This window comes from Wolbachia endosymbiont (group A) of Melitta haemorrhoidalis (genome assembly GCF_964273365.1).
GTDB classification, from domain to species: domain Bacteria; phylum Pseudomonadota; class Alphaproteobacteria; order Rickettsiales; family Anaplasmataceae; genus Wolbachia; species Wolbachia pipientis.
This window is the reverse complement of the sequence record NZ_OZ187004.1, coordinates 1,227,291-1,252,319: the sequence shown is the minus strand read 5'-3', so window position 1 is coordinate 1,252,319 and position 25,029 is coordinate 1,227,291. Positions and strand designations below refer to the sequence as shown.

Below are 25,029 nucleotides of genomic sequence, written 5' to 3'. Positions count from 1 at the left end.
GAAAAGGACGTCTAAGGTGCATAGTAGCATTCTAGGGCCATCTATGAAGGTAGTTTTTTGCCAACTCTTGAAATTCAGCTAAATTTACCACTTTAATAGACTTTAGCATAAAAAACTTGAACATTTCTTCAGAATTGTGTATAATTATTAATGCTTTTTAGGTTAATTTTATGGCTCTTTCTAAGTTCCTCGACCCTAAATACGATTTGCCCTTCAAACGAGTGTTCGGCACTGAAAAAAATAAGAATATTCTTATCCACTTTTTGAATGACATCTTAGGGTTTACTGGTGTTAACACAATTCAAGATGTTAAGTTTCTTAGCACTATTATGGATCCTGAAATTGCTTCTGATAAACAGAGTATTGTTGATGTCCTCTGTAAGGATTCTTTCGGGAATAGATATATTGCGGAGATGCAGCTCGCTCGTGACAAGGGCTTTGAAAAACGTGCCCAACTTTATGCTTCTAAAGCTTACTCAAGACAATCAGGAAATTATATTGATTTTAAGAAAGTCTTCTTTATCGCTATTTCCAACAGTACGCTATTTCCTACAGAGGTTGAGTATATTTCCACTCACAATATACGTGATATAAAGACTAACGGACATTACTTAAAAGATTTTCAATTCGTCTTTATTGAGTTGCCTAAATTTACAAAGAACAAAGTAGAGCAACTAGAGAGCACAGTAGAAAGATGGTGTTTTTTTTTCCGGTATGCAGAAGATACTACAGATGAAGACCTAAAAGATATTGCAGAAAAATCTCCAATAATAAAGCTAGCATATGATGAATTAGACAAGTTTAGTTGGGAAGAAGAGGATCTTGCAGCATACGAAGAAAGAGTATTGAGTGTACAGAAAGAAGCTGCTATTTGGGAACAACGCCTTGATGATGCTAGAGATGAAGGTAAAGAAGAAGGCATACAAATCGGACATGAAAAAGGCAGAGAAGAGGGCGAAAAACAGGCTAAAATAGCAGTGGCTAAAAACCTACTTGAAGCTGGCGTATCTATCGACTTGATAGCTAAATCTACCGGTCTTCCTCAAGCTGAAATTGCACAACTCAAAGAAGAAATATCCTGACATCACAGAGATCTTTGTAGTTGGTTATCCACTGTTGGATCATTTAAGCAGGTTCTAGGTTTATCATCTGTTTTCCCTGGTAACTGACTTTCTGACCGACTAACGTTAGCGAGAGAAGCAATAGTAGGATTATCAGTTATAAAATTAGCACTACTACATAATTTCTGCTTACGTATTTGCTTCTTCAATTTTAAGTTTTGACCTATAGAAGAAAATTCTTTCTTATCTAAAAATTCTTCTATATGGCTTTCCATACGTTCCAGAAATCTCTTGGTTTGCTTAAACTCTGGGCACGCTTGTTTTGCAGACGAATACAAGGTTTTCGATATTTCAGAAAATTTCCCATTTATTAGTTGTCCAACTATATCTGATTGTAGTTTTATAGGATCAAAATTTAAATTTGTTACTGATATTCCTGACTTAACTGCTGTTTCCTTCAATACTTTTTCAAATCCATTTATAATATATGATGCATGGCACTCCGCTTCTGGTAAAGATATTGTAGGCTGATCTGCTGCAGAAATGTACTTTTGACCTGTGATCTTCCTTATGAACACATCCAACAAAAGAAGTGTACCATTTGCATCAACACCTTGAGTTGTCATGGCTTTAGAAGGTTGAGAGTGCTCTATACCTATAACTGGCTTAAAAGGAGAAGAGATAAACTGAGAAACACCTTTAACAGCGTCTACTATATGAGCAAAAGCATTTGTCCAAGAAGATGGCTTACTTGCCCCACTTATGGCTTGTTGATTGCCTTCTATTGCAGAATTAATATTTTCAATATTACGACTAGCACCTTTTGGTCCAATAGAACGTTCTTCCCTTTGTAAGTACTTTTGCTCTCCACTATGATGACGAGGGTGATCTCCATGGTGATGACGGCGTTTACGTTGTACAGGTTTCTCGTTTTGTTTTGCCCTTAAAAAGTTTGCTATTTCTGTTCTACCCAACCTATTTGCTACCTCTAGAGGTGTTTCATCTCTACCATTTTTAGCGTTAATGTTAGCACCTCTCTGAACAAGAAATTCAACCATATCAAGTTTATTATAGTAAACAGCATCATGTAAAACAGTAAAATTATTACTTGCTGTAGCCTCAATGTTAGCACCTCTATCAAGAAGAAGCCTAGTTATTTCAGATCCGCTATTGTACTGAGCAGTAACATGTAGAGGTGTTTTATAATCTTCTGCTTGAACATTAATGTCTGCCCCTTTATCTACAAGAAAACTGACAATATCAGGTTCATTGTAATAGACAGCGTAGTGTAGAGGCGCCCAACCGTACTGATCTCTAGCATTAATGCTACCACTCTTTTCCAAAAGTAGTTCGAACACACCTTCTAAGAAACTCCTAAGAACCTTCTTCATCTATCGGCTCCTCTTTCATTAGTATATAACCAAATTCCTTTGCTTTTTTAGTCAAATTTTTGACTACTCTCTCTTTGTAGAGTGTTTCATAATAGTTCATTCCTTTTTCTACATATTCTTGTCCATATTTTAGCATATTATAAAAAATACATGCTAATTTCCTTGCTGTAGCAGTGATCGCTTTTGGTATCCCTAGTCGCTTCTTTAACCTCCTGCAGTATGCACCAAGTGCAGTGTTGCTTCTTGATACACAATGAGCAGCAAGTCGCAAGGCAGTTGCAGCACGATTAACAACTTTACGAGTTCTTGTTCCAATAATTTTCCCTCCTGTAATTTTATTAGCAGGACTTAATCCGAGCCAGGAAGAAAAATGCTTTTCTGTCCTCCATTTATTGTGATTTATACCTGTTTCTGAAATGATAGCCTGTACACTTAATACATCAAGTCCTGGAACTCTAGTAAAATCCATCCCCGTTATTCGATATAAATCTTCATCTACGGCAAAATCTGGACTATTCTTCTGTTTTCTCTTTCGTGTCTTATTCAATGCCCTGTTCTCATTCGACTTTGTTTCAAATGTTTTATAGTAATTTTCTATACTTTTATCACATCCCGTTATTTGCTCTTGAAAAAAAGTATATGCTGCATATTCTTGTTTTAGCACAAACAAGTGTTCCTCTCTATAATCACCAGCTAACGCTTTTGCTATAGTAGACTGATCATTTTTTATTCGTGCATCCCTGAATTTAGCCAATTTCTCAGGATCTCTTTCGCCTTCAATTATAGCTTCAATGATTTTCATACCAGTTATCCCAGTAATATGACTAATAACCTTGTGTAATTGAATATTCATTTGAATTAGCGCTTTTTGCATACGTTGAGTATGTTTAGCTGCATTTTCAATTAGATTAGCACGTTGTCTAACGTAACTACGCAGTACACACATTTGATTATCCGGTCTAAATGATCCTTGAAGCAGTCCATAGCTGTGCAATTGTTGCAGCCATTGACAATCTTGAACATCAGACTTTCTACCAGGCACATTTTTGACATGTCGCGCATTTACTAATTTTACTTCAAATTTATGTGATTCTAATATTTGAAATAAGGGAATCCAATATACTCCAGTTGACTCCATGGCTACAGTTCTAACCTGACACTTTTTTAACCACTTTGCTAAGTTGTGTAGATCTACTGTAAAGCACCCAAATTTTTGGATACGTTGTTCATCTCTTCCTTCAGGTACACATACATAATGTACAGTCGAGCCAATATCAATCCCTGCTGCATCAAGGTTTATTGTTTTTAATTTACTTTTTGCTTCTGCCATATAAAATCCCTCCTATATTATTATGATAAGAAGCACTTCAGCTTGGGACGGTTAGGTTATACAATCTTCTAAACGAGGTAGCCCAAAAAGAACTCCATCAATGGTTTTACCATTTCCCCCAAAACCATGCTTTCAAACGGGCATTTATAGCACCATTGATTGTTTCGGTTATAGCTGCAGAAGCGCTTCTTCATAACACTATACCCAAAGAACATAAAGTAAAGAGGGAGTTTCTTTTTGGTTTTACAGATTTTATCTGTTCTGGGCTTTTAATAAGCACTTCTTTTGTTTTTCCTTGAGCTAAATCTGAAGGAATTTTATTATCCGCGTTTTGTATCAAAGGATTTGCACTATATGTAACAAGAAGGGTGGTTATTTCTTCAGTTTTATTACCTATAACTGCATGATGTAGTAATGTATTTCCCTCTTCATCTTTAAAGTTTATATGAGTACGAAATTCTTCATCTAGATTTCTTATTGGGTTGTTTTTTGCATATATCCCAGATTGTATTGCTCTATCTAAGCATTGTATCACTTGTTCTAGTGATTGCTCGCCAGGATTTTGTATAAAATGAAGCAGAATTTCGTGTACTATCGCTTCCTTTGTAGTTTTTGGGCATCGTAAAGCGTAATTAAATGTCTGTGTAGTAATAACTTCTTCTTTTCTTTTTTTAAGAACAACCCTTAAATCTTCAATCGCCTTTTCACCATCTTTTATTCCAAGAATTATTGAATCCAAATTATTTATCATGCTATCCTCTTTGGTTTGATTGCATTACTCATTAATAAATAATATAATAAATCCTGCTAAAAGTCAAGCAATTAATTAATAAGTTAATATAATCCTCCAAAAGGAGCTCCTTACTTTTTGTTCAGCATGTCCATTGGATCAGACTCTTTAAGCTTGCTGTTTGCTGAATTTATTCATCACAATAGCTACAATGTGCTATCGAAGTTCTCTGTAATCTTAGTTGGTTCTTCTAGAATATTCAAAATATCAGTTGCACAATAAACCCGATCTCTCTTTCCTTGAGAAGTTTGTGAAACGATGCCTAAATCTTCAAGCTTTACGATTGCTCTTTGGGCTGTTGTAAATACGACACCTAAGTTTTCAACCACTTTCCTTATAGTAAAGTAAGGGTTTAAAGACTATTAACTAAATCATTGTCCCATTCAAATTTTGGTGGCAAGGGGCTTGGTATAAATGCCTGATAACCAGCGAATACTTTGCCTGATGGTGATCCTTTAATATACATTCATTCAACCGAGCACACTATTTTTATAGTATATATTATTTTCAAATAAAGTCAAAAATGAAAATAAGGCTTTATCTTATTTGCGTGCATGAAAATAAGAAACTCTCTTATTATTGATTTTGCTCAAAAACGAAAATAGAAGAAGCTGCTGAACTTTATATATCCTGTTTTTCTGGAGAACTGCTATAAAACTTCTGAGTGAAGTCACTTAATTTTTACACATCTATTGTAGAGTAAGAAGAACCGAATTTGAAACAAAAATGCTAACTGATGCTTGGACTTTACTGACACTTACACTACTTGAAACTATACTTAGTGTAGACAATTTAATCTTTATTTCTCTAGCAATAGATAAGGTACCAAATGCGCTGAGAGAAAGAGTGCGCCTTATGGGCCTTGGATTAGCACTATTAATGCGTTTTGTAATACTATTTTTTACATCATCTATATTATCAATGCAAAAACCTATATTTCACACTGCATCAGCAAGGGATTTACTTATGATCGCAGGGGGATTATTCCTTATTGTTAAGAGCTCTATGGAGTTACGGGATGACATCTTTGTATGTAAGAAAAATAAAAAGAAAGCAAACGTTAAATCAAAATTTTTTTTAGTTGTGCTACAAATTATATTAATAGATTTAGTTTTTTCGGTTGATTCGATATTAACTGCTATAGCACTAACTTATAACATGGTAATAATTGCTACAGCATTTACATTTTCCATGCTAGCAATGCTGTTTTTATCAAGTTATACCGCCCAGTTAATCAAATCTAACCCAGGGTTAAAAATAATCGCCATTTTATTTGTTTTACTTGTCGGTGTGTACCTCATACTTCATGGATTTCATATAGAATTACCAAAAGGATATTTGTATTCTTCATTTATGTTTGCACTGCTTGTGGAAATTATAAGCAAAATAAAGAAAATTAACCGTCATACCGCGATTCATTCGCGGTATCTCTAGATCCAGCTAACAAGCAGCGGGATCTTTTTGATTTACTCCCACTCAATAGTTGCGGGTGGTTTAGAAGTGATATCATAAACAACTCTATTTACTCCGGGAACATTATTAACAATTATACTGCCGACATTGCGTAAAAAATCCCAAAATACTAGCAAGTGTTGATCCTTATCTTCAAATGGAAATGCATCGGCTGTCATACCATCAGATGATGTTACAGCCCTTAAAGCACAAACATATCCATACGTACGACCATCTCCCATAACGCCTACAGTTTTTATTGGTAATAATACAGCAAAAGCTTGCCATATCTTATCGTATAGATCGTAATTTTTCATCGTATTAATATATATTTCATCTACTTCTTGCAATATTCGCACCTTTTCTTCATCGACTTCACTTATAATCCTCACTGCAAGTCCAGGTCCAGGAAATGGATGTTGAAATATTATCTCATCTGAAAGCCCAATTTCTTTTCCAAGTAGCCTTACCTCATCTTTAAAGAGGTAGCGTAAAGGCTCCACTAGCTTCAGGTTCATCTTTTCTGGCAACCCACCAACATTATGGTGAGACTTAATTGTACTAGTGTTGTTTGAGGCATGCCCTGACTCAACTACATCAGAGTAGATGGTACCTTGCATCAAAAAATCCACATCACCTATTTTTTTTGCTTCTTCTTCAAACACTTCAATAAAAGTGTTACCGATAATTTTTCGCTTTTCTTCTGGATCAGTTATTCCCTTCAACCTACTCAAAAATAAATTTGATTTATCAACGTAATTTATCGGAATCTCTTTCAACATAGCGATGGTTTGGTTCTTGCGTAACAACCCAGTATCGATAAAAATACAGTTCAATTGTTTTCCTATAGCTTTATGTGTGAGAGCCGCTGCAACGCTTGAATCAACCCCACCACTTACTGCAGCGATTACTTTTTTCTCTCCTACTACATTTTTGATTTTTTCCTTTTGCTCCTCAATAAACGACTTCATTGTCCAGTCTCTTTTGCAATTTGCAATATCCAAGAAGTTAGAGAGCAATTTACTGCCATTTGTTGTGGGCTTAACCTCAGGATGGAACTGAGTACAGTAAATCTTCCGCTGTTCGTTGACAATCATTGCAATTGTTTGATTTATCACACCTGATGCGATAACAGTAAATCCCTGTGGTATAGTATCAACACTGTCCGCATGGTTCATTAATACATCCACTTCAGAATTAACATCCCAGGTATCCTTTACAATGGGGGATTCTTTTAGTATCTTGATTTTAGTTCTACCAAACTCCTGTTTGAAACTCTCTTTTACTTTTGCTCCAAAATAATGACAAATGAGTTGCTGTCCATAGCATATTCCAAGTATAGGAACGCTTGTTGCCTCATTAAGTTTTATAATTTCATGTACTATTCTACTTGTTTCAGAACAATCATCATTTACAGATTGTGGTCCTCCAGAGAGAATAAACCCATTGAATTTTGATATTGTTTCAAAACTGACGCTGCTTGGAAATATTTCACAATAAACGCCCATTCCTCTTACTTGTCTTGCGATAAGCTGTGTAAACTGTGAACCAAAATCAATAATGGCAATTGCTGACAATTTGCTCCTCCATATTATTTAAAATGATATCTGATAATAAAGAAAATAATGGAGTAAGTAAACCAAGACCTGTTTAAAAGCTTTAACGCGTGGTACAAGTTAGCTATATAGCTAATTTTCCTACACCATACCGCTACGACGCTAACACGTAGCGGGACGACGAGCTTATCGTCATACCGCGATTCATTCGCGGTATCCCTTAGCCGCTAACAAGTAGCGGGATTATCTTCATGCTGCCACGAACCGTCATACCACCGCGAACCGTCATACCGCGATTCATTCGCGGTATCTCAGCCGCTAACAAGAGATCCCGCTAACAAGCAGCGGGATGACGAGGTATAAACTTTATCGTCATGCCACCGCGAACCGTCATACCGCGATTCATTCGCGGTATCTCGGCCGCTAACAAGTAGCGGGATGACGATTGTCGTTTAGCCATAAATGTTTAAGAAATTTACCAAATGAAAAAAAAGGCAAAAGAAGCCCCATGGTGGTTGGCTATTTACTATGTACTAAAATATCGGCGTTTTTTTTATTCTAAAACGCTTGATTAAGAGCGATTTAGCTGCTTTTAACTTGCAACTAACCTACACCGCAAGTGTTTAAGAAATTTACTAAGCAGGAAAAAAGGCAAAGAAACCCCGTAGTAGCTAGCATTCAAATTCTCCCTTGTCAATTTGACGTTTTTTGCTGTCTTAAACGCTTTGTAAGCGCGTTTCGGCTTATATAGGTAAAAACCTAAAAATTTTTAAAGACATGCGATGCACGTAGTGCGAAAAATTAAACATGAGACGCCAAATACCCTAAGTTTTTTGTCATTAACCTGCACAGATTGCGAAGATAAATAAATAGCTTCAGTTTTATGATAAGGGAGCTGGCGGAGTTTGTCAAGAAAGTTTTTTCGTTTCTATTCCCAATAAAAGTGCGTTATATGGTTATGCAAGAAGTCTATTTACCCATTTGCTTAACTTTCTCTCTACTTTTTCTGAGTAAGGCCGCTATTGGCATGACAGACATTCATCGTAGTCAATATCTGTTTTTTGTTGCAATATTTCACTTTTTTTGAATATGTCATGCGAGACCTTATCGGCTCTCTGCATTGATTGTGATCTGCAGTAATATAAGCTCTTCAATCCTTTTTTCCAAGCAAGCATGTGTATTTTGTGCAAGTAACGTTTATGTACGTTGGCAGGTAAGAACAGATTTACTGATTGAGATTGACAAATATACGAAGTTCTATCACTTGCATGTTCTATAATCCATCTTTGGTCAAGCTCGTACGCTGTTTTAAATGTCAATTTTTCATGCTCACTAAGAAAATCTAAATGCTGAACGGAACCCTCGTTTGTTGAAATTGAAGACCATATTTTATCATTGTCTTGATTTTTTTCTGCTAATAGTTTTTGCAAGAATTTATTTCGCACTACAAATGAGCCTGTAAGTGTCTTTTGTATGAATACGTTTGCTGCGTATGGTTCTATTCCAGGGGAGGTATTACCTGCAATAATGGAGATCGAGGCAGTAGGAGCAATAGCGAGTTTGTGTGTAAACCTTTCCATTAGATCAACTTCTTTGGCATCAGGACATGCTCCCTTTTCTTCTGCTAATTTTTTAGAAACTATATCTGCTTGCTCGCGTAAATACTTAAATATTTTTTTATTCCATTGTTGTGCTGTTACTGATTCAAAAGGAACCATTTTGCTTTGTAAAAATGAGTGAAAGCCCATCACACCAAGACCAATACTGCGTTCTCTGGCTGCAGAATATTTTGCTCGCTGCATTTCATTCGGTGCTTTATTTATGAAATCTTCCAATACATTATCAAGAAAGCGCATTATATCTTCTATGAAGAGTTTATTGTCTTTCCATTCTTCGTAGTACTCAAGGTTTACGGATGATAGACAACACACAGCAGTGCGTGACTTATTCAGGTGATCATAACCTGTGGTTAAAGTTATTTCACTGCATAGATTTGACATCTTGATGTCTAAGTTGAGCTTTTTGTAAGATTCTGGCTTATTGTTATTTGTTGCATCAAGGAAAATAATGTAAGGTTCTCCAGTTTCAACTCTTGCTGTTAATATTTTGATCCATATATCCCGCGCTTTTACAGTTGAAATAACCTTATTGTTGTGAGGGCTTATTAAATTCCATTCTTGATCATTCTCAACAGCCTGCATAAATTTATCTGTTACTATTACAGCATGATGTATATTTAACGCTTTGCGATTTGGGTCACCGCCTGTTGGCTTGCGTAAATCTAGAAACTCTTCTATCTCCGGATGAGATACAGGAAGGTAGACTGCTGAACTTCCTCGCCTTAGGGATCCCTGACTAATTGCAAGCGTTAGAGCATTTTGCACTACAATAAATGGAACAATTCCTGATGTTTTGCCGCTACCCTTTACGCTTTCGCCTATTGAGCGTAAATTTCCCCAATAACTACCTATGCCTCCTCCACGTGCAGCAAGCCAAACATTTTCGTTCCATAGATCAACTATTCCCTGCAAGCTGTCTTCGGTTTCATTAAGAAAGCAAGAGATAGGTAACCCTCTCTTAGTGCCACCATTGCTGAGTATTGGTGTTGAAGGCATGAACCACAAGTTGCTCATGTAGTCATAAAGACGCTGCGCATGTTCTTTATTATCAGAATAGTAATTAGCAATACGTGCAAAGAGGTCTTGATAACTTTCATTTTCTATTAAATACCTGTCTGATAGAACTGCTTTTCCAAAGTCGGTTAATTTGCTGTCCTTTGCGTAATTAATGGTAATGTTATTCATAAAGTTCCTTTTATTCTTTTATTATATATAGGTACTTAAAAGTCATTTTGAGCGATTTTTAAGTTAGGTTTTTCGGATTTTTTTGTTGATGCTGTAATGCAAACAAGATACCGTCAACCTGACTGCCATATATTTTACAGTAACTCATATAACTTATTTGCATATTTATTTCTTTTGCAACATGTTGAACATAACTTTCTGAGTGACGAAAATAGTCTCCTTTGTTTACAAAGTCAATACCTTCACCTTCCTTTCTTCTTATTAAACATACAATAACTCCTTTTTTGCTCGTAGATCTTTTTGCTAATTCCAACTCTTCTTGAAAGTCATGTAGATAATGTAGCACTTCAGCAAAGATAATTACATCATACTGCTGGTTTTTCTCTTGTTTAAGAAACTCTTTCATTTCCATATGTATTAATTCATTGTAAACAGGCTTACCTTTTATAAAGCATCCTCTTGCGATATTTAGCATTCTACTTGAAATGTCAATTCCTGTTATATGGTTTCCAATACTATTTATTTTCAAGAAATGACCACATATTCCAGTTCCACAACCAAGGTCGAGTATATTGAGCTCAGAAGTGGAGTTGTTGAAGATTTTTGTAATTATCATGTGTACAAGTTCATGCCCTCTATATTGTTTGGCAATCAACCAATGCTCAACAAAATATTCACCTGTGTAATCAAAATATTGTCTTATGAGGTTTTTTGGCAATTCTGTAATAGGCGCTGAGTTTGTCATTTTTTTTATATAGTAAGACGCCTCCTCGTGGTCATTATCTAATTTTAGTGCCCTTGTTAAATAATTATAAGCTTTGTTAGTATTCCCTACCGCAAAATGACACCTTCCGATGTTATACCAGACTATAGGTAAATGGGGGTAAAATATGCTAATTAACCAAAATCGTAACTTTGCGTCTGATATGCTACCTTTATAAAAGTGATATAAACCGATTTCAATGTTGGTGTTTAACAGGTTCTTAGATTTTTTAAGAAGCACTGTCATTTCTTTATGAAGAGTATTATATTTATTCACAATGAAGTGTTTTACTTTCTTAATATTTAATACGCCAATGAGCTTAGACATACAATTTAAAGCAACGTTTTTTATAAAAGAGAGATTACTTTTCATACGTTAGAAATACTCCGAATGTTTATTATCATTTTTAGGCAATTGATTTTAACACATTTTATCTTACAAAATATCTTTTTTATTAATTTTTACTGTATATATAAGTTTACCACATATTTCTCAGATTATACTGTTTAGGATTGCTAGTATATTGTTGTTGATAATATAAGTAAATGTTTTGTGCAAAAAGGCGTTGACATATTATTTATTAGGTTATAACATATAAAAGATTAATTTAGTTTTTAGATGTTTGACAAGTTTTATGGTAGAGATTAATTTAATCTCAATTCAATTTTAATAATATTTAACTCTGCATATTCTGCATATAGTCGGATAAATAAATTATTAAGAGCACTTGATGGATGCCTTGGCGTTAAGAGGCGATGAAGGACGTGGCAGGCTGCGATAAGCTGTGGGGAATTGTCAACAAATTTTGATCCGCAGATTTCCGAATGGGGAAACCCAACTAGTTTAGCTAGTTATTACGTACTAAGTATGTAAAGCAAACTTGGTGAACTGAAATATCTAAGTAGCCAAAGGAAAAGAAATCAACCGAGATTCTGTTAGTAGTGACGAGCGAAAGCGGAAAAGGCTAGTGATTTAAGAATAAGAATTAGAATACTCTGGAAATAGTAACCATAGAAGGTGATAGTCCTGTATAAGTAGAAAGTTTTTAAATCCTTGAGTAGAGCGGGGCACGTGAAATCCTGTTTGAATATGGGGGGACCATCCTCCAAGCCTAAATACTCCTTAACGACCGATAGTGAACAAGTACCGTGAGGGAAAGGTGAAAAGAACCCCGGGAGGGGAGTGAAATAGAATCTGAAATCAAGTGCTTACAAACAGTTGGAGCTCTATATCAATTTATTGATATTTAGAGTGACAGCGTACCTTTTGCATAATGGGTCAGCGAGTTAATCTATGAAGCAAGCTTAAGCCGTTAGGTGTAGGCGTAGCGAAAGCAAGTCTGAATAGGGCGTTTTAGTTTTATGGATTAGACCCGAAACCAAGTGATCTAGTCATGACCAGATTGAAGGTGTGGTAAAACACACTGGAGGATCGAACCAGTTAATGTTGCAACATTATTGGATGAGTTGTGATTAGGGGTGAAAGGCCAATCAAACTTGGAAATAGCTGGTTCTCCGCGAAATCTATTTAGGTAGAGCGTTGTATGTATGTTGTTGGGGGTAGAGCACTGGATAGACTAGGGGGATTCACCGTCTTACCAAATCTAACTAAACTCCGAATACCAACAATTAATTATACAGCAGGCACACTACGGGTGCTAAGTCCGTGGTGAAGAGGGAAACAACCCAGATCACTATCTAAGGTCCCAAAATTACAGCTAAGTGGGGAAGGAAGTAGAAAAACCATTACAGCTAGGAGGTTGGCTTGGAAGCAGCCATCCTTTAAAGAAAGCGTAACAGCTCACTTGTCTAAATAAGTTTTTCTGCGCCGAAAATGTACCGGGGCTAAAGCTGTATACCGAAGATGTGAGTGCTTATTGATTTCGATCAATAGGCGCGGTAGCGGAGCGTTCCGTAAGTCTGTGAAGGTGGTTTGTGAAAACTGCTGGAGATATCGGAAGTGAGAATGCTGACATAAGTAGCGTAAAAGAGTGTGAAAAACACTCTCACCAAAAATCTAAGGGTTCCTACGTTAAGTTAATCTGCGTAGGGTTAGTCGGTTCCTAAGGCGAGTCCGTAAAGGAGTAGTCGATGGCAATTAGGTTAATATTCCTAAACCTCTTAAGTGTGACGGGTTTCGTATTTGTATAGATCTTATTGGATTGATCTATGCTTAAAAGAAGCTCCAGGAAATAGCACTTATATTTATGAGGCCGTACCGCAAACCGACACTGGTGGATGAGTAGAGTATACTAAGGTGTTGAAAGAATGATGTTGAAGGAACTCGGCAAATTATACCTGTAACTTCGGAAGAAGGGTAACCTGCTTTTAGGCAACTATGAGTAGGTGGCACAAAATAGGGAGTAGCGACTGTTTACTAAAAACACAGGACTCTGCAAACACGTAAGTGGAAGTATAGGGTCTGACGCCTGCCCGGTGCTGGAAGGTTAATAGGAAGGGTGCAAGCTCCGAATTGAAGCCCCAGTAAACGGCGGCCGTAACACTGACGGTCCTAAGGTAGCGAAATTCCTTGTCGGGTAAGTTCCGACCCGCACGAATGGCGTAACGATTTCTCCACTGTCTCCAACATCACTTCAGCGAAATTGAATTCCCCGTGCAGATGCGGGGTACCCGCGGTTAGACGAAGAGACCCCGTGCACCTTTACTATAGCTTTACATTGCTATTAAAAGTGTGATGTGCAGGATAGGTGGGAGACTTTGAAGTTATGGCGCTAGCTATAATGGAGTCAACCTTGAGATACCACCCTTTACACTTTTGATATCTAACTATGTTTCATTATCTGGAACTAGGACATTGTATGGTGGGTAGTTTGACTGGGGCGGTCGCCTCCTAAAAAGTAACGGAGGCGTGCGAAGGTAAGCTAGAGCTGGTCGGAAATCAGCTTGATAGTATAATGGCATAAGCTTGCCTGACTGCGAGGCTGACAAGCCAAGCAGAGACGAAAGTCGGTCATAGTGATCCGGTGATTCTGTATGGAAGGGTCATCGCTCAACGGATAAAAGGTACGCCGGGGATAACAGGCTGATGGTGTTCGAGCGTTCATAGCGACGACACCGTTTGGCACCTCGATGTCGACTCATCACATCCTGGGGCTGAAGAAGGTCCCAAGGGTTCGGCTGTTCGCCGATTAAAGTGATACGTGAGTTGGGTTTAGAACGTCGTGAGACAGTTCGGTTTCTATCTGCCGTGGGTGAAGGAAATTTGAGAAGGTCTGACTCTAGTACGAGAGGACCGAGATGGATATACCTCTGGTGTACCAGCTGTTATGCCAATAGCATCGCTGGGTGGCTATGTATAGATGGGATAATTGCTGAAAGCATATAAGCAAGAAACCCTCTTCAAAAAGATTTCCCAATTAAGGCCGTGGAAGACTACCACGTTGATAGGCTAGGTGTGGAAGCATGGTAACATGTGAAGCTAACTAGTACTAATAGCCTGATTGATTTATTTGCTTTCTATATGTGTGTATGCAGTGTTAAATATTAAGTTAAAATTGTTAAGTTAGAAATTTTTATTGACTTGGTGGCTATAGCAAAAATGAACCACCCGATCTCATCTCGAACTCGGAAGTGAAACTTTTTAGCGCTGATGGTACTTGAAAAGGGAGAGTAGGTCGCCGCCAAGTTTATAAAAATTTCTTTGTTAATTAGACAGTAGGTATACTTATATTTTAACTTTCTTGTTTTGTTACTATTCTTTAAGTTTTTACTTTAACTACGATATCTTTTTTTTCTTATATGTTCTTGGTCATTTTCTACATTATTTAGCATTGTTCCTACTTCCCCTAATTGATTCCCTTTTGAAGGAGAATTACTGATTTCTGGTAATATTACATTACCTCCCACTTTTTTAAATAATTCTTCTTGTTGGCGAAATGCTGACCTCCAATCTGTTCCTGTTCCTTTAGGAAGAAATAAGAATTGATACATCTGACCAAAGCCTGTGTTATTTACCTCTTTTATATGCTCTACCATTCACCACACCCATTAACTATTTTTAAAAATTTTACCTATATTATCATAAAAAATATAGTTGTAAATACCTTAATTGAGATTTTTTTTTATTTTATCTTTTTTAAGCAAATAGTTAGATCTTTTTGTAAATTTTTATAACTTGCTTGCATAATGTTTCTATGAGTTAGTATTATGTAGTAGTGCCCTATATTACTTATATTTAAAATGCTAATTTTAGCAAGCATTCGTAGTTGCCTTTTTATTTTATTTCTTTTTGCTGCTTTTCCGGTTTTTTTACTGATAGCCAGACCTACTCTAATAGTATGAATGTACTTTTCAGGTTCTCTTTCTTTTATAGCGTACAGTGATATATAAAGCCCACGATAAAAAAGACTGTTGAGTGCTAACTTATTTTTGAAAGCAGAAGAAAAATCTTTTTTTTTATACTTACTATGCGCATAATTTGTTACACCCTAATGAACGGCGCCTATTAAGGATTTTTCTTCCAGCTCTTGTTGCCATACGTGAACGAAATCCGTGTCTGCGCTTTCTTATCAAATTTTTTGGTTGAAATGTTCTCTTCATTGTTTTTATATTAATATAATTATTTATTTTAAATTGTTTTACTTTATTGTCAAATAATGGTGAACTTGTATGACATTTTCGTAGAATAAAATTTGATGCATGGAAGAATGAATTCGGTGATAGTCATACCTGTCTTACTAATCCTTTTATTTTGTTTTAGTAGGTTTCAAGAAGTAAATAAGGTTAAATCTTATCTATATCTTAGTTGTGTATGGATGCTAACTTGGTTGTTAGTATTCTATAATAATTGTTTTGTAACTTTTATTTCTATAGCGTTACTTTTTTTCATGCTTGCTTTTATCTTTAAAAATAAAAGAAATAAGATAATAAAACTTTCGTTATTTGTGGCTTTGGCCATATCATTTTTTATCACTTTATTTATAATGCTGTCTATTTTTATTCAATCCATTAGTTTTTTTAATAAAGTAGCTATTTCAGAATTCTTGTTTTGCTTGAAATGGGGCCACAATGTAGTTACTATCAATGAAGAGAAGATAGGATGTTTTGGTATAGCGCCGCTTTTAGTTGGTACATTACTTATAACTATTATAGCAATGTTAGTTGTCGTTCCGCTTGGTTTATTTTCTGCAATATATATTAGTGAATATGCGAGTGAGAAAGTGCGTTATATTGTTAATACAACTTTGCAAGTTTTGTCTGCTATTCCTACGGTTGTATATGGATATTTCGCGGTTGTGTTTTTGTCTTTCTTTATAAAGCAGGTAGCAAATTTTTTTGGTTTAAGTATACACTCAGAAAGTGCCTTAGTTGCCGGTTTATCGATTGGGATAATGATTCTTCCTTTTATTATTTCTTTACTCGAAGATGCCATAAGATCTGTTCCAAAAAGCTTGCGTTATGGCTTCATGGCACTTGGTGCAACTCCAGCGGAAACTATATGGCATATAACAATACCTTATGCAATGCCTACAATTTTAAGTGCAATTTTATTGTCAATTTCAAGAGTGATAGGTGAAACAATGATTGTGCTAATGGCTGTGGGAATCAACGCAAATTTGACTTTTAACCCTCTTAATTCAGTTACTACCATTACCGTGCAGATCGCTACATTACTTACCGGAGATCAGGATTTCAATAGTGTACAAACTCTTGCTGCTTATGCGCTTAGTTTAGTATTGTTTATTATTACTTGGCTATTAAATGCATTTGCATTGTTTGTAATGAAGCGTAACTAGTAAGCGTTTTAATGTTGCAAAATTTCTATTAATAATATAAAATTTATTTTCTTTAGAAGTTCTTTTATGGAATTATAGTGTTAGGTGATAAAAATAAAGAGATGAATATAGGTAGAGCGATTAAGGTAACTCAAGCAGTTGTTGATATAAAATTTGAAGGTGAATTGCCTAAAATATTTAATGCTTTAAAAAGCAAACTAAAATATAAGGATAAGGAGCTGGTTTTAGAAGTTTCGCAGCATATAGGTGACAATATAGTTCGTTGTATTGCTATGGATAGCACAGATGGCATGTCAAGGGGGGATGAATTTGTTGATACAGGTGCACCAATATCGGTGCCAATTGGGCGTTCAACTTTAGGAAGGATTTTTAATGTTGTTGGAGAGCTTATAGATGAGTGTGGTCCACTGAAGGGAAAGTATAACTTAGAGCCTATACACAGAGCACCTCCAAGTTTTACTGAACAGAGAATACAGGAAGAAGTTTTAGTTACGGGAATAAAAGTTATAGATCTTCTTGCACCTTATCTTAAAGGAGGAAAAATTGGCTTATTTGGTGGAGCCGGTGTTGGTAAAACAGTCCTAATAATGGAATTAATTAATAATATAGCAAAAGCTCATAAAGGATTTTCTGTGTTTGCCGGGGTAGGGGAGAGAACGCGTGAAGGTAACGATCTTTATCACGAGATGATCACTTCAAATGTAATAAATATAAATGAACATGAAAAATCTCAAGCTGTTTTGGTTTATGGTCAGATGAATGAGCCTCCTGGAGCAAGGGCTAGAGTTGCTTTAACAGCACTTACTATGGCAGAGTATTTTCGTGACCGTGAAAACCAAGATGTTCTATTTTTTGTGGATAATATCTTTAGATTTACACAAGCTGGTTCTGAAATTTCTGCTTTACTTGGAAGAATACCGTCAGCTGTTGGTTATCAGCCAACCCTTGCAACTGATATGGGTGCAATGCAAGAAAGAATAGCTTCAACAACTTCTGGCTCTATTACTTCTGTGCAAGCTATATATGTTCCTGCGGACGATTTGACTGATCCAGCCCCAGCAACTACATTCTCTCACCTTGATGCAACCACAGTGTTGTCAAGGCAAATAGCTGAAATGGGAATATACCCTGCTGTTGATCCACTTGATTCAACTTCTCAGTCTTTATCTGCTGAAATCATTGGTGAAGAACATTATAATGTAGCTTCTGAGGTGAAACGTATATTGCAAACTTATAAATCACTGCAAGATATTATCGCAATACTTGGTATGGATGAGCTATCTGATGAAGATAAAATTATTGTTGATAGGGCTCGTAAGATTCAGAAATTTCTTTCTCAACCTTTTCACGTTGCAGAAATATTTACTGGCATGCCTGGTAAATTTGTTTCACTTTCTGATACTGTTTCCAGTTTTAAAGGGATTGTTGAAGGCAAATATGATCACTTACCAGAGGCTGCTTTTTATATGGTGGGGAATATAGATGAAGCAATAAAAAAGGCTGAATTAATACAAGCTGAAGCTAAATAAAAGTTAAAGATTATGAATACTTTTAAAGTGCAATTTTTCTCTCCTGATGATCAAATTTCATTCAGTGGAGTGGTTTCTCTTTCAGTAACTGGGCTCGAAGGGGAGCTTATGATTTTAGCTCACCATGCTCCTTACTTAATTTATTTATTGCCTGGTATGATTACTGTTAAAATGAGTAACCAAACAGAAAAGAAGGTTGTAATTGATAGTGGCGTATTAGAAGTTGCAAATAATAATTGTAGCATTATAACAAGTCAAATTCAGGTTTTTGATCGTGCAATTCATGATGAGAAATCGTTTAAAAATAAGAGAATTAGTATATATTTAAGTTATCTTGATGAGAAGTTTCTTTCTTAGTTATTTTAGGCAAAAAGTCAATTATCATTCAAGTGGCTATAAGATTTTTGCTCAGGGGGCTCTTTTTTGTCATCCCAGAAACCCCGGGGTGTCATCCCAGTGTCGGAGTACTTTAGGTGTATGATCCCAGAGTGTGATGGTATGGGACCATACACCTAATCAAATAAAAATTAAAGAAGGAGAGTTGGTTGTAACGGTTGGAGATAACGACTTTGTTTTACCTGGAATTTACGTTGGATAAACTACAAAAAATAACAGGTAAAAATCAACGTAAATTTAAGATAAATCGATTTTATTAGTATTATCAAATCAAAATCTGTTTTTAATTAATCAATAATACTTTTTTACATATTTTCATCCCCTTTCATGGATTTTTTAATTTTATAGATGATATCTAATATTATTAGAAGCATTGTAAAATATCTTATGAGAAAAGTTATAAAATATATTAGCATTATTGGTATTGCATGTTTAGTATTGTTATTTTTTATATCTAATGTGGAAACACGCGTAAAAACACAGGAAGAACAATTATTCCTAGCTGTAGAAGATGGTAATGCACAAGAAGTAAAACTATTACTCAAAAATGGTGCAGACCCAAATTGACCTTACCCAGAAAAAGTAGAGAGAAAGTTAAGACGTTTTTATCATGAGAATAAATTGTGCAGGAATGCAATAGTTAATAGTAGAATGTCTACGTTATTTGTTATAAAAGATTTCTATGTATTCAAATATGGTAGTTCTGGTTTGTTGAGCGAGAAGTATCAATAAGCAGCTCCCTTTTAAGTGAACTTTTCTGCAACAGAGTTATCGTAACAACAGCCCTTATGGCTCATGCTGGAAATGATGTTTTTTGTATTCAATAGAAATTGGTAATTTTGAGAGGTATACTGTGACCCTTGATCGCTATGTAACAGCAGATTTTTATCGGGTTTGCGTTTATCAACGGCCATCAATAAAGAATCTATAACTAATTATCATGTTACTCATTAACCACCATGCGTGAATATAGGTCAATTATTGCCGCCAACAACCTTCTTTAGTTTTTATGTAGGTAATCCCAAACTTTATTTGGCTGATCAGTAGTAAAATTTTGATCCAATGTGTTCGGAGCCACAACTCGGTTGCTTATTTGCTGTTTTTTATTTTTGAACCTTCGTCTAAACTTGGCTTTAATGCCATTTTCTTGCATAACACTTTGTACTGTTTTAATTTTTGCCTAAAGCTTTTAATTCAGCGTGAATTTTAGGGGCTCCATATCTGCATTTAGAAGCTTGATGTATTTTTTGAATATCTGCTAGAAGCCCTTCTTTTGCTAATTCTTTACTGCTTTTTTCCTTAGCAACCCATACCACCAGTACAAAACCCTACATAGTTCCTGTGTTTTATAGCAATTTCTATATAAAAGAATACTTTACTCTTTTTCTTTGCCCAGGGCTTTTTTTAAGATGTCTCTTTCTCTTATTAGCTCTTTTTTTAGATCAAATCTTTCTTTGTCATAAGGAGCCTTTGCCTGGAAATGCGTATGCTCCAGACATTTTTCCATCATATTTTCTTACTTAACATACTGCCATCTATACCTAGATCTTTTGCTATTTTTGTACTTGCTTGACCTGTTTCTTTAACCAGCTTAACAGCTTCTAATTTGAATTCTGCTGTATATTCTCTTCTATTTGTCATATTTTGAAAAAACGTTTTATTTTACTCCAAAAACGTCTTAACTTTCTCTCTACTTTTTCTGGGTAAGGTCACTACTTGGATGACAGATAGTAGTGCGAAAGTCTCTTACAACTTACTTTTAATTAGTCTAACCCATGCGTGCCAATCCCTCTCACCAAGATTGCTTTCAAAAGATAGGAGATCCTTTACAGCTTTTGAGCAAATTTCTTCACTTGGAATTGATAACTCCTTATTCATTGCTAACGTTAAACATTGAGTTTTGCACGCTTGTTCTAAATGATACGAGTAAAACATTGCTTCTTGTATAGTCCGACCACACGTTATAGATCCATGATTACGCATTAACATGACAAAATTTTCTTTCAGATCAGCTATTAACCTCTTTCCTTCTGTATCGCTAAGTGCTAGGGAATTATAATTATGGTAAGAGATTTTATTGTAAAAGTGCAGTGCCCATTGACTTATAGGAAGCAGCCCATCTTTGAGAGAAGAAACCGCTACAATAGAAGGTGTATGCAAGTGAAAAATTGCTTGAATATCTTTCCTTGCTTGATAAACAAAACCATGAATTATATAGCCAGTTCTATTATATTGATATTCTTTGCCTTCAATTACATCTCCATCAAATGATACTTTCATTAACGAACGTTCATCTACTTCATCAAAACGCATACCAAACGGATAAATATAAAACGACTTTTGATCTTCAGAACGCACTGAAAGGTGAGTATATGTATGATCATCGAACTTAAGGTAGGACAAAATCTGATAGGCATAGACTAGATCCCTTTTTACTCTGCTCTTTGTTAACAACACAATCCTCTGTTAGAATCTTCTGAAGGTTTATACGCGAAAAGAGACTTGTAGTAAACTAATAAGTCTATGCCACTCTGTCTTGCTTTCTGAATACCAAACACTTTTGTGTTGTAGCTTGCTTAAAAATAGTTATCGTTATTATAGAGTTTATATACAGAATTTATGTTTTTAAATTACATAATATCTTAACTACAAAAATAATTTTCTATATAATATTTCATATGTTTTAAAGCTTCATTTTTATGTTATTATAAATGTAAGTTTCAAGATTGAAAATAATATGGTAAATATTAACACAAAAAAACAGCCAGCAGGATTTTTCATATATCTCTCTGGTCTTTCGGGAAGTGGTAAACTTTCCACAGCAATAGAATTATCTAATATGATAAACGCATTAATTGTAAATAGTAAGTTCTATAACAATGTTCAAGCTTGCTCTATATACGATGGTGTCTTTGAACGTGATCAAATACCTAAAGAAGTTCAAGATAGAATATATGGCATTATGCAAATTATGCTTCAGGTAATAGAAAATTATCCGATTCACTCAAAAAATTACATATTTATTGATGAGTTGATGGAAAATAATGACCAGAACATGAGGATGTATGATTCAATAGTAAGGCTTAGTAAAAAAATGAACACAGAAATCCTTCCTGTGGTACTTAGGTGTGATCTACCGACATTACAAAAGCGTATTGCATTAAAAAGGCAAAGAAAAAATAGGAAGGTGATTAATCTAAATAGCATTGTAGAGAAATTTAGGACTGACGATTTATTTATACCACCAAGTGCCATAGAGATAGAAAATTCAGATATGAGTATAAAAGAAGTAGCTCAAGAGATAGTAAACCAGATGCACAAGCTTAGTAACATTGCATGTACGCGAAAGAATAGTCTATAATGATTTCATATACTGAGGCTCATTTAAATATAGAGCTTCAACTTCATTTAATTTTTGCTTGTTCTCTAATCTATAACGGACTAATAGCCCTGCATGGCTAGCATTTAAATTGCAATCCATATGTGTACTGCTTGTAGCGTGACACTGGGATCCAGGTGCAGATAGTGGCAATAAATTGAAATCAAATAACTGCGTATAAAACCCTTGAGCATTTTTGACTATAGCTCTGATATTTTTTTTGTTATTCGTACAAAGCAAAGATATTGCGTAGGCTTGAACTTCCAGCGCACTAACTCCGTATAATGGCTTATTTGTAGCAAGATTTATACCTTGTGCAGCTGATATACCAACTCTAATTCCAGTGAAACTTCCTGGTCCAACTACTACCACTAAATGATCTATTTTATCATAATTATAGTTGTGCTTATCAAACAAAGTATTCAGAATTTGAAAAAATGATTCTGCATGATTGTTGCTGGCGGAATTGTGCTCTACAAAACAGTTACCATCATAATCAACTATTGCTATTGAACTACCAATACCTACAGTATCAATCGCTAAAATAGACATTACTTAAGCTTATCATAGAGTTTTGTAAACATTATAGCAAAGGCACCATTACCCATAACGTTTGCTGAAGTGATTATTGGATCAAACACTATATACAGTGCTGTGATTAACGAAAGCATTTCTGGAGAAAATTTGAGGTATTTCTCAAGAATAGGTAGCATTACCATAATTCCTCCTGCCGGAACTGCCACGATAGCAAACTTAAATAACAAAAAATAGAGAAGGAAAGTTACATAGTCTGTTGTGCACAATGAATAACCGGAGGCAATTATCATTGATAATATTATAATAAAAAAGCAATCACCTACTAAATGAAAGCTAGCAGTTATTGGCACAACAGACGATGCTATGTCAGGTTGCTTTACATTTTTTTTGCTTCCTTCAAGAGTAAGCGGCATAGTTGCATTACTAGACATTGTGCTCATTGCAGTAATAAATGCCGGTATCATATTGCCTATACTAGCTATCCAGCTTGTGATCTTGAATGAATTTGCTGCTCCATATAAGAGGAAAACATAAAGGTAGGTTGCAGATGCTATAATAATGAAAATTATTGAGTAATCCTTAAATATTATAGATAAAACTTGATCATGCTGCATTTTTAAAGCAAGCCCAAGTACAAATATTGGAATAATCGGCGTCAAAAACGTCTTCAAAATAAAGAGAGTTAAATCTAACATTTTGTTCGAAAGCTCTCTGCTTTTTTTGGGTAGCAGTGTGGACACTACTATGCTGGACACAAATCCACAAGCAAGGGCATAAAAATTAGAAAGCAATGCAGGCAGTCTAAACGACCATAAGGGAACAATTGTTTCTTCATACGTTATATCTTGTATTGAATAAGTGTTTTGTATGATAAAATGCCCAACAGAATAAGCTATTAAACTTGAAGCCAGATTCGATAAGAAGATCATTATAATAAGTAACAATATGAACTTTATAGCTGACTGCTTAAGATTGTTAACACTGCTAAAGATTAACGCAAAAATAATAAAAGGCATTATAAATAGCAAAACCTCTTTTATACTAAGGCTCGTTGAGTACAAGAAGGTTTTTACTTCCATTGGAACTAAATGACCAAAGAATGCAGCTGAAGTGATGACCGTGAGTAAGATTAATAGTTGTAGCACGTTCTTATATACCAATGTCCTATGGACATATATATGGTAAGTTAGTTGTTAAGTAAAGCAAAACTGTCTAAACTGCACAGCAAATGGTGTAATGAAAGTGGAATGACAAAAAAGAGTGAAATTAGCATTCACTTATTATTCGTGTCATTTTCAGTAAAAGCTTCTTCCCACGTGCCTTGAGTTGCTGCGCGGCTATACTCTGTTACTCTATTTTCAAAGAAATTCGTATGTTCAACGCCATTTAGTATTTCATCAAGCCACGGAATAGGATTATCATTGACATCATATATGGACTCAAGACCTAATTGCATTAACCGTCTGTTTGCTACGTAGCGTATGTAATTGCGCACTTCTTCTGCGGATAGTCCTTCAACATCTCCTAAATCAAAGGCAAGCTTTATGAATTCGTCCTCAAGTTCAACGATGGTGCGACATGCAGAATATAATTCCTCTTTAAACTCGTTGTCCCAAATTTCATTATTCTCTTTAATAAATGTATTAAATAACATGATAATTGAATTGGTGTGCAAAGTTTCATCACGGGCTGACCAGGCGATTATCTGCCCCATTCCTTTCATTTTTCCAAAACGTTGGAAATTGAGCAAAATTGCAAATGATGCAAATAACTGCAACCCTTCAGTGAATGCACCAAACACTGCTAGAGTTTTAGCTACATGTTTTTTATCGTGTTTTTTGCTTTCCTCGAATTCCAACATATATTCATATTTCTTTCTCATAGCATCATACTTTAAAAATGCTTGATACTCACTTTCTGGCATGCCAATTGTGTCTAAAAGATAAGAATAAGCTGCAATGTGTATGGTTTCCATATTGGAAAAGCTTGCAAGCATCATGCATATTTCTGTTGGCTTAAATATATTTGAATAATGCCTCATGTAGCAGTTATTTACTTCAATGTCTGCCTGAGTAAAAAATCTAAAGATCTGGGTTAGTAGATTTTTTTCTACACTTGAAAGTTTAGTTTTCCAATCCTTCACGTCATCAGCGAGCGGAACTTCTTCAGGTATCCAATGGATTCTTTGTTGCTGCAGCCACGCATCATACGCCCAAGGGTAATTAAAAGGTTTGTATATTGGATCTGCTTCTAACAATGACATAAGACACCTATTATTTTCTAAAG

General features: G+C 35.4%; 24 protein-coding genes, 2 rRNA genes and 1 pseudogene. 9 read left to right on the top strand and 18 right to left on the bottom strand.

Annotated features, from left to right (window positions below):
* Nucleotides 1-170 precede the first annotated feature (170 nt).
* Nucleotides 171-1,082 carry an Rpn family recombination-promoting nuclease/putative transposase gene (locus ACICPZ_RS06380; RefSeq protein WP_264373964.1) on the top strand — a complete coding sequence of 304 codons (912 nt, stop codon included), beginning with the start codon at nucleotides 171-173 and terminating at the stop codon, nucleotides 1,080-1,082.
* 2 nt (nucleotides 1,083-1,084) lie between these two features.
* On the opposite strand, the gene ACICPZ_RS06375 is transcribed toward ACICPZ_RS06380, so the two are convergent.
* The 4 genes from ACICPZ_RS06375 to ACICPZ_RS06360 all read right to left on the bottom strand — a co-directional run bounded on the left by ACICPZ_RS06375 (nucleotide 1,085) and on the right by ACICPZ_RS06360 (nucleotide 4,901).
* A complete protein-coding gene (locus tag ACICPZ_RS06375) occupies nucleotides 1,085-2,452 on the bottom strand; it encodes an ankyrin repeat domain-containing protein (protein ID WP_341813830.1) in 1,368 nt (455 codons plus the stop codon).
* A complete protein-coding gene (locus tag ACICPZ_RS06370) occupies nucleotides 2,436-3,782 on the bottom strand; it encodes an IS110 family transposase (RefSeq protein ID WP_065106789.1) in 1,347 nt (448 codons plus the stop codon). Before ACICPZ_RS06370 ends, ACICPZ_RS06375 begins: the two co-directional genes overlap by 17 nt.
* Nucleotides 3,783-3,972: 190 nt before the next feature.
* Nucleotides 3,973-4,533, bottom strand: coding sequence for an ankyrin repeat domain-containing protein (locus ACICPZ_RS06365; RefSeq protein WP_264373862.1), 561 nt, complete (start codon nucleotides 4,531-4,533; stop codon nucleotides 3,973-3,975).
* A 185-nt stretch (nucleotides 4,534-4,718) separates the two neighbouring features.
* Nucleotides 4,719-4,901, bottom strand: coding sequence for a hypothetical protein (locus ACICPZ_RS06360; protein WP_006279522.1), 183 nt, complete (start codon nucleotides 4,899-4,901; stop codon nucleotides 4,719-4,721).
* 397 nt (nucleotides 4,902-5,298) lie between these two features.
* Here ACICPZ_RS06360 and ACICPZ_RS06355 point away from each other — a divergent pair, with 397 nt between their 5' ends.
* Nucleotides 5,299-6,006, top strand: a complete 708-nt coding sequence (locus ACICPZ_RS06355; RefSeq protein ID WP_010082284.1) for a TerC family protein — start codon at nucleotides 5,299-5,301, stop codon at nucleotides 6,004-6,006.
* A gap of 32 nt (nucleotides 6,007-6,038) precedes the next feature.
* Here ACICPZ_RS06355 and guaA read toward each other — a convergent pair whose 3' ends face one another.
* The 3 genes from guaA to ACICPZ_RS06340 form a co-directional block, all read right to left on the bottom strand.
* Nucleotides 6,039-7,601, bottom strand: coding sequence for a glutamine-hydrolyzing GMP synthase (gene guaA, locus ACICPZ_RS06350; RefSeq protein WP_264373861.1), 1,563 nt, complete (start codon nucleotides 7,599-7,601; stop codon nucleotides 6,039-6,041).
* Between the two features lie 998 nt (nucleotides 7,602-8,599).
* Entirely contained in the window at nucleotides 8,600-10,384 is a 1,785-nt protein-coding gene (locus tag ACICPZ_RS06345) for a ribonucleoside-diphosphate reductase subunit alpha (RefSeq protein ID WP_264373860.1), read from the bottom strand.
* Nucleotides 10,385-10,442: 58 nt separating this feature from the next.
* Nucleotides 10,443-11,519 (bottom strand): methyltransferase domain-containing protein, encoded by a 1,077-nt coding sequence (locus ACICPZ_RS06340; RefSeq protein ID WP_010082287.1) that lies wholly within the window; start codon nucleotides 11,517-11,519, stop codon nucleotides 10,443-10,445.
* 335 nt (nucleotides 11,520-11,854) lie between these two features.
* Between ACICPZ_RS06340 and ACICPZ_RS06335 the strand changes: the two genes are divergently transcribed.
* Nucleotides 11,855-14,620, top strand: a 23S ribosomal RNA gene (locus tag ACICPZ_RS06335).
* Between the two features lie 66 nt (nucleotides 14,621-14,686).
* Nucleotides 14,687-14,793 (top strand): 5S ribosomal RNA (gene rrf, locus ACICPZ_RS06330).
* Between the two features lie 85 nt (nucleotides 14,794-14,878).
* Here the strand turns inward: rrf and ACICPZ_RS06325 are convergent.
* The 3 genes and pseudogenes from ACICPZ_RS06325 to rpmH all read right to left on the bottom strand — a co-directional run bounded on the left by ACICPZ_RS06325 (nucleotide 14,879) and on the right by rpmH (nucleotide 15,706).
* Nucleotides 14,879-15,142 (bottom strand): hypothetical protein, encoded by a 264-nt coding sequence (locus tag ACICPZ_RS06325; protein WP_077188558.1) that lies wholly within the window; start codon nucleotides 15,140-15,142, stop codon nucleotides 14,879-14,881.
* An 86-nt stretch (nucleotides 15,143-15,228) separates the two neighbouring features.
* Nucleotides 15,229-15,504 (bottom strand): annotated as a pseudogene (gene rnpA, locus ACICPZ_RS06320) (ribonuclease P protein component); the annotation flags it as partial.
* Nucleotides 15,505-15,571: 67 nt separating this feature from the next.
* Complete coding sequence (gene rpmH / locus ACICPZ_RS06315) at nucleotides 15,572-15,706, bottom strand: 50S ribosomal protein L34 (protein ID WP_006279898.1); 135 nt, start codon at nucleotides 15,704-15,706, stop codon at nucleotides 15,572-15,574.
* A 107-nt stretch (nucleotides 15,707-15,813) separates the two neighbouring features.
* Between rpmH and pstC the strand changes: the two genes are divergently transcribed.
* The 4 genes from pstC to ACICPZ_RS06295 all read left to right on the top strand — a co-directional run bounded on the left by pstC (nucleotide 15,814) and on the right by ACICPZ_RS06295 (nucleotide 19,394).
* Nucleotides 15,814-16,902: a phosphate ABC transporter permease subunit PstC gene (gene pstC, locus ACICPZ_RS06310; protein ID WP_038199744.1), complete on the top strand. Its 1,089-nt coding sequence runs from the start codon at nucleotides 15,814-15,816 to the stop codon at nucleotides 16,900-16,902.
* 101 nt (nucleotides 16,903-17,003) lie between these two features.
* Nucleotides 17,004-18,431, top strand: coding sequence for a F0F1 ATP synthase subunit beta (gene atpD / locus ACICPZ_RS06305; RefSeq protein ID WP_010962432.1), 1,428 nt, complete (start codon nucleotides 17,004-17,006; stop codon nucleotides 18,429-18,431).
* Between the two features lie 12 nt (nucleotides 18,432-18,443).
* Nucleotides 18,444-18,788 (top strand): F0F1 ATP synthase subunit epsilon, encoded by a 345-nt coding sequence (locus ACICPZ_RS06300; protein ID WP_006279902.1) that lies wholly within the window; start codon nucleotides 18,444-18,446, stop codon nucleotides 18,786-18,788.
* A gap of 426 nt (nucleotides 18,789-19,214) precedes the next feature.
* On the top strand, nucleotides 19,215-19,394 hold the full coding sequence (locus ACICPZ_RS06295; protein ID WP_223823054.1) for an ankyrin repeat domain-containing protein: 180 nt from the start codon (nucleotides 19,215-19,217) through the stop codon (nucleotides 19,392-19,394).
* 176 nt (nucleotides 19,395-19,570) lie between these two features.
* On the opposite strand, the gene ACICPZ_RS06290 is transcribed toward ACICPZ_RS06295, so the two are convergent.
* The 5 genes from ACICPZ_RS06290 to ACICPZ_RS06270 all read right to left on the bottom strand — a co-directional run bounded on the left by ACICPZ_RS06290 (nucleotide 19,571) and on the right by ACICPZ_RS06270 (nucleotide 21,284).
* The gene (locus ACICPZ_RS06290) at nucleotides 19,571-19,756 is read right to left on the bottom strand and encodes a DDE-type integrase/transposase/recombinase (RefSeq protein WP_338062968.1); all 186 of its coding nucleotides are present in this window, start codon (nucleotides 19,754-19,756) and stop codon (nucleotides 19,571-19,573) included.
* A 240-nt stretch (nucleotides 19,757-19,996) separates the two neighbouring features.
* On the bottom strand, nucleotides 19,997-20,143 hold the full coding sequence (locus ACICPZ_RS06285; RefSeq protein ID WP_080717648.1) for an IS3 family transposase: 147 nt from the start codon (nucleotides 20,141-20,143) through the stop codon (nucleotides 19,997-19,999).
* Nucleotides 20,144-20,202: 59 nt separating this feature from the next.
* Complete coding sequence (locus ACICPZ_RS06280; RefSeq protein WP_007548509.1) at nucleotides 20,203-20,337, bottom strand: hypothetical protein; 135 nt, start codon at nucleotides 20,335-20,337, stop codon at nucleotides 20,203-20,205.
* Nucleotides 20,334-20,468 (bottom strand): IS3 family transposase, encoded by a 135-nt coding sequence (locus tag ACICPZ_RS06275; protein WP_007548354.1) that lies wholly within the window; start codon nucleotides 20,466-20,468, stop codon nucleotides 20,334-20,336. Before ACICPZ_RS06275 ends, ACICPZ_RS06280 begins: the two co-directional genes overlap by 4 nt.
* A 105-nt stretch (nucleotides 20,469-20,573) precedes the next feature.
* Nucleotides 20,574-21,284 carry a class II aldolase/adducin family protein gene (locus tag ACICPZ_RS06270; RefSeq protein ID WP_010082280.1) on the bottom strand — a complete coding sequence of 237 codons (711 nt, stop codon included), beginning with the start codon at nucleotides 21,282-21,284 and terminating at the stop codon, nucleotides 20,574-20,576.
* A 280-nt stretch (nucleotides 21,285-21,564) separates the two neighbouring features.
* Between ACICPZ_RS06270 and ACICPZ_RS06265 the strand changes: the two genes are divergently transcribed.
* Nucleotides 21,565-22,188: an AAA family ATPase gene (locus ACICPZ_RS06265; protein ID WP_010082279.1), complete on the top strand. Its 624-nt coding sequence runs from the start codon at nucleotides 21,565-21,567 to the stop codon at nucleotides 22,186-22,188.
* Here the strand turns inward: ACICPZ_RS06265 and tsaB are convergent.
* From tsaB to ACICPZ_RS06250, 3 genes are all read right to left on the bottom strand, one after another.
* Nucleotides 22,183-22,758, bottom strand: a complete 576-nt coding sequence (tsaB, locus tag ACICPZ_RS06260) for a tRNA (adenosine(37)-N6)-threonylcarbamoyltransferase complex dimerization subunit type 1 TsaB (RefSeq protein ID WP_010962437.1) — start codon at nucleotides 22,756-22,758, stop codon at nucleotides 22,183-22,185. The genes ACICPZ_RS06265 and tsaB overlap by 6 nt on opposite strands.
* Entirely contained in the window at nucleotides 22,758-23,888 is a 1,131-nt protein-coding gene (locus ACICPZ_RS06255; RefSeq protein ID WP_006280118.1) for a cation:dicarboxylate symporter family transporter, read from the bottom strand. Before ACICPZ_RS06255 ends, tsaB begins: the two co-directional genes overlap by 1 nt.
* 128 nt (nucleotides 23,889-24,016) lie before the next feature.
* Nucleotides 24,017-25,006 carry a ribonucleotide-diphosphate reductase subunit beta gene (locus ACICPZ_RS06250; RefSeq protein WP_006280119.1) on the bottom strand — a complete coding sequence of 330 codons (990 nt, stop codon included), beginning with the start codon at nucleotides 25,004-25,006 and terminating at the stop codon, nucleotides 24,017-24,019.
* Nucleotides 25,007-25,029 lie beyond the last annotated feature (23 nt).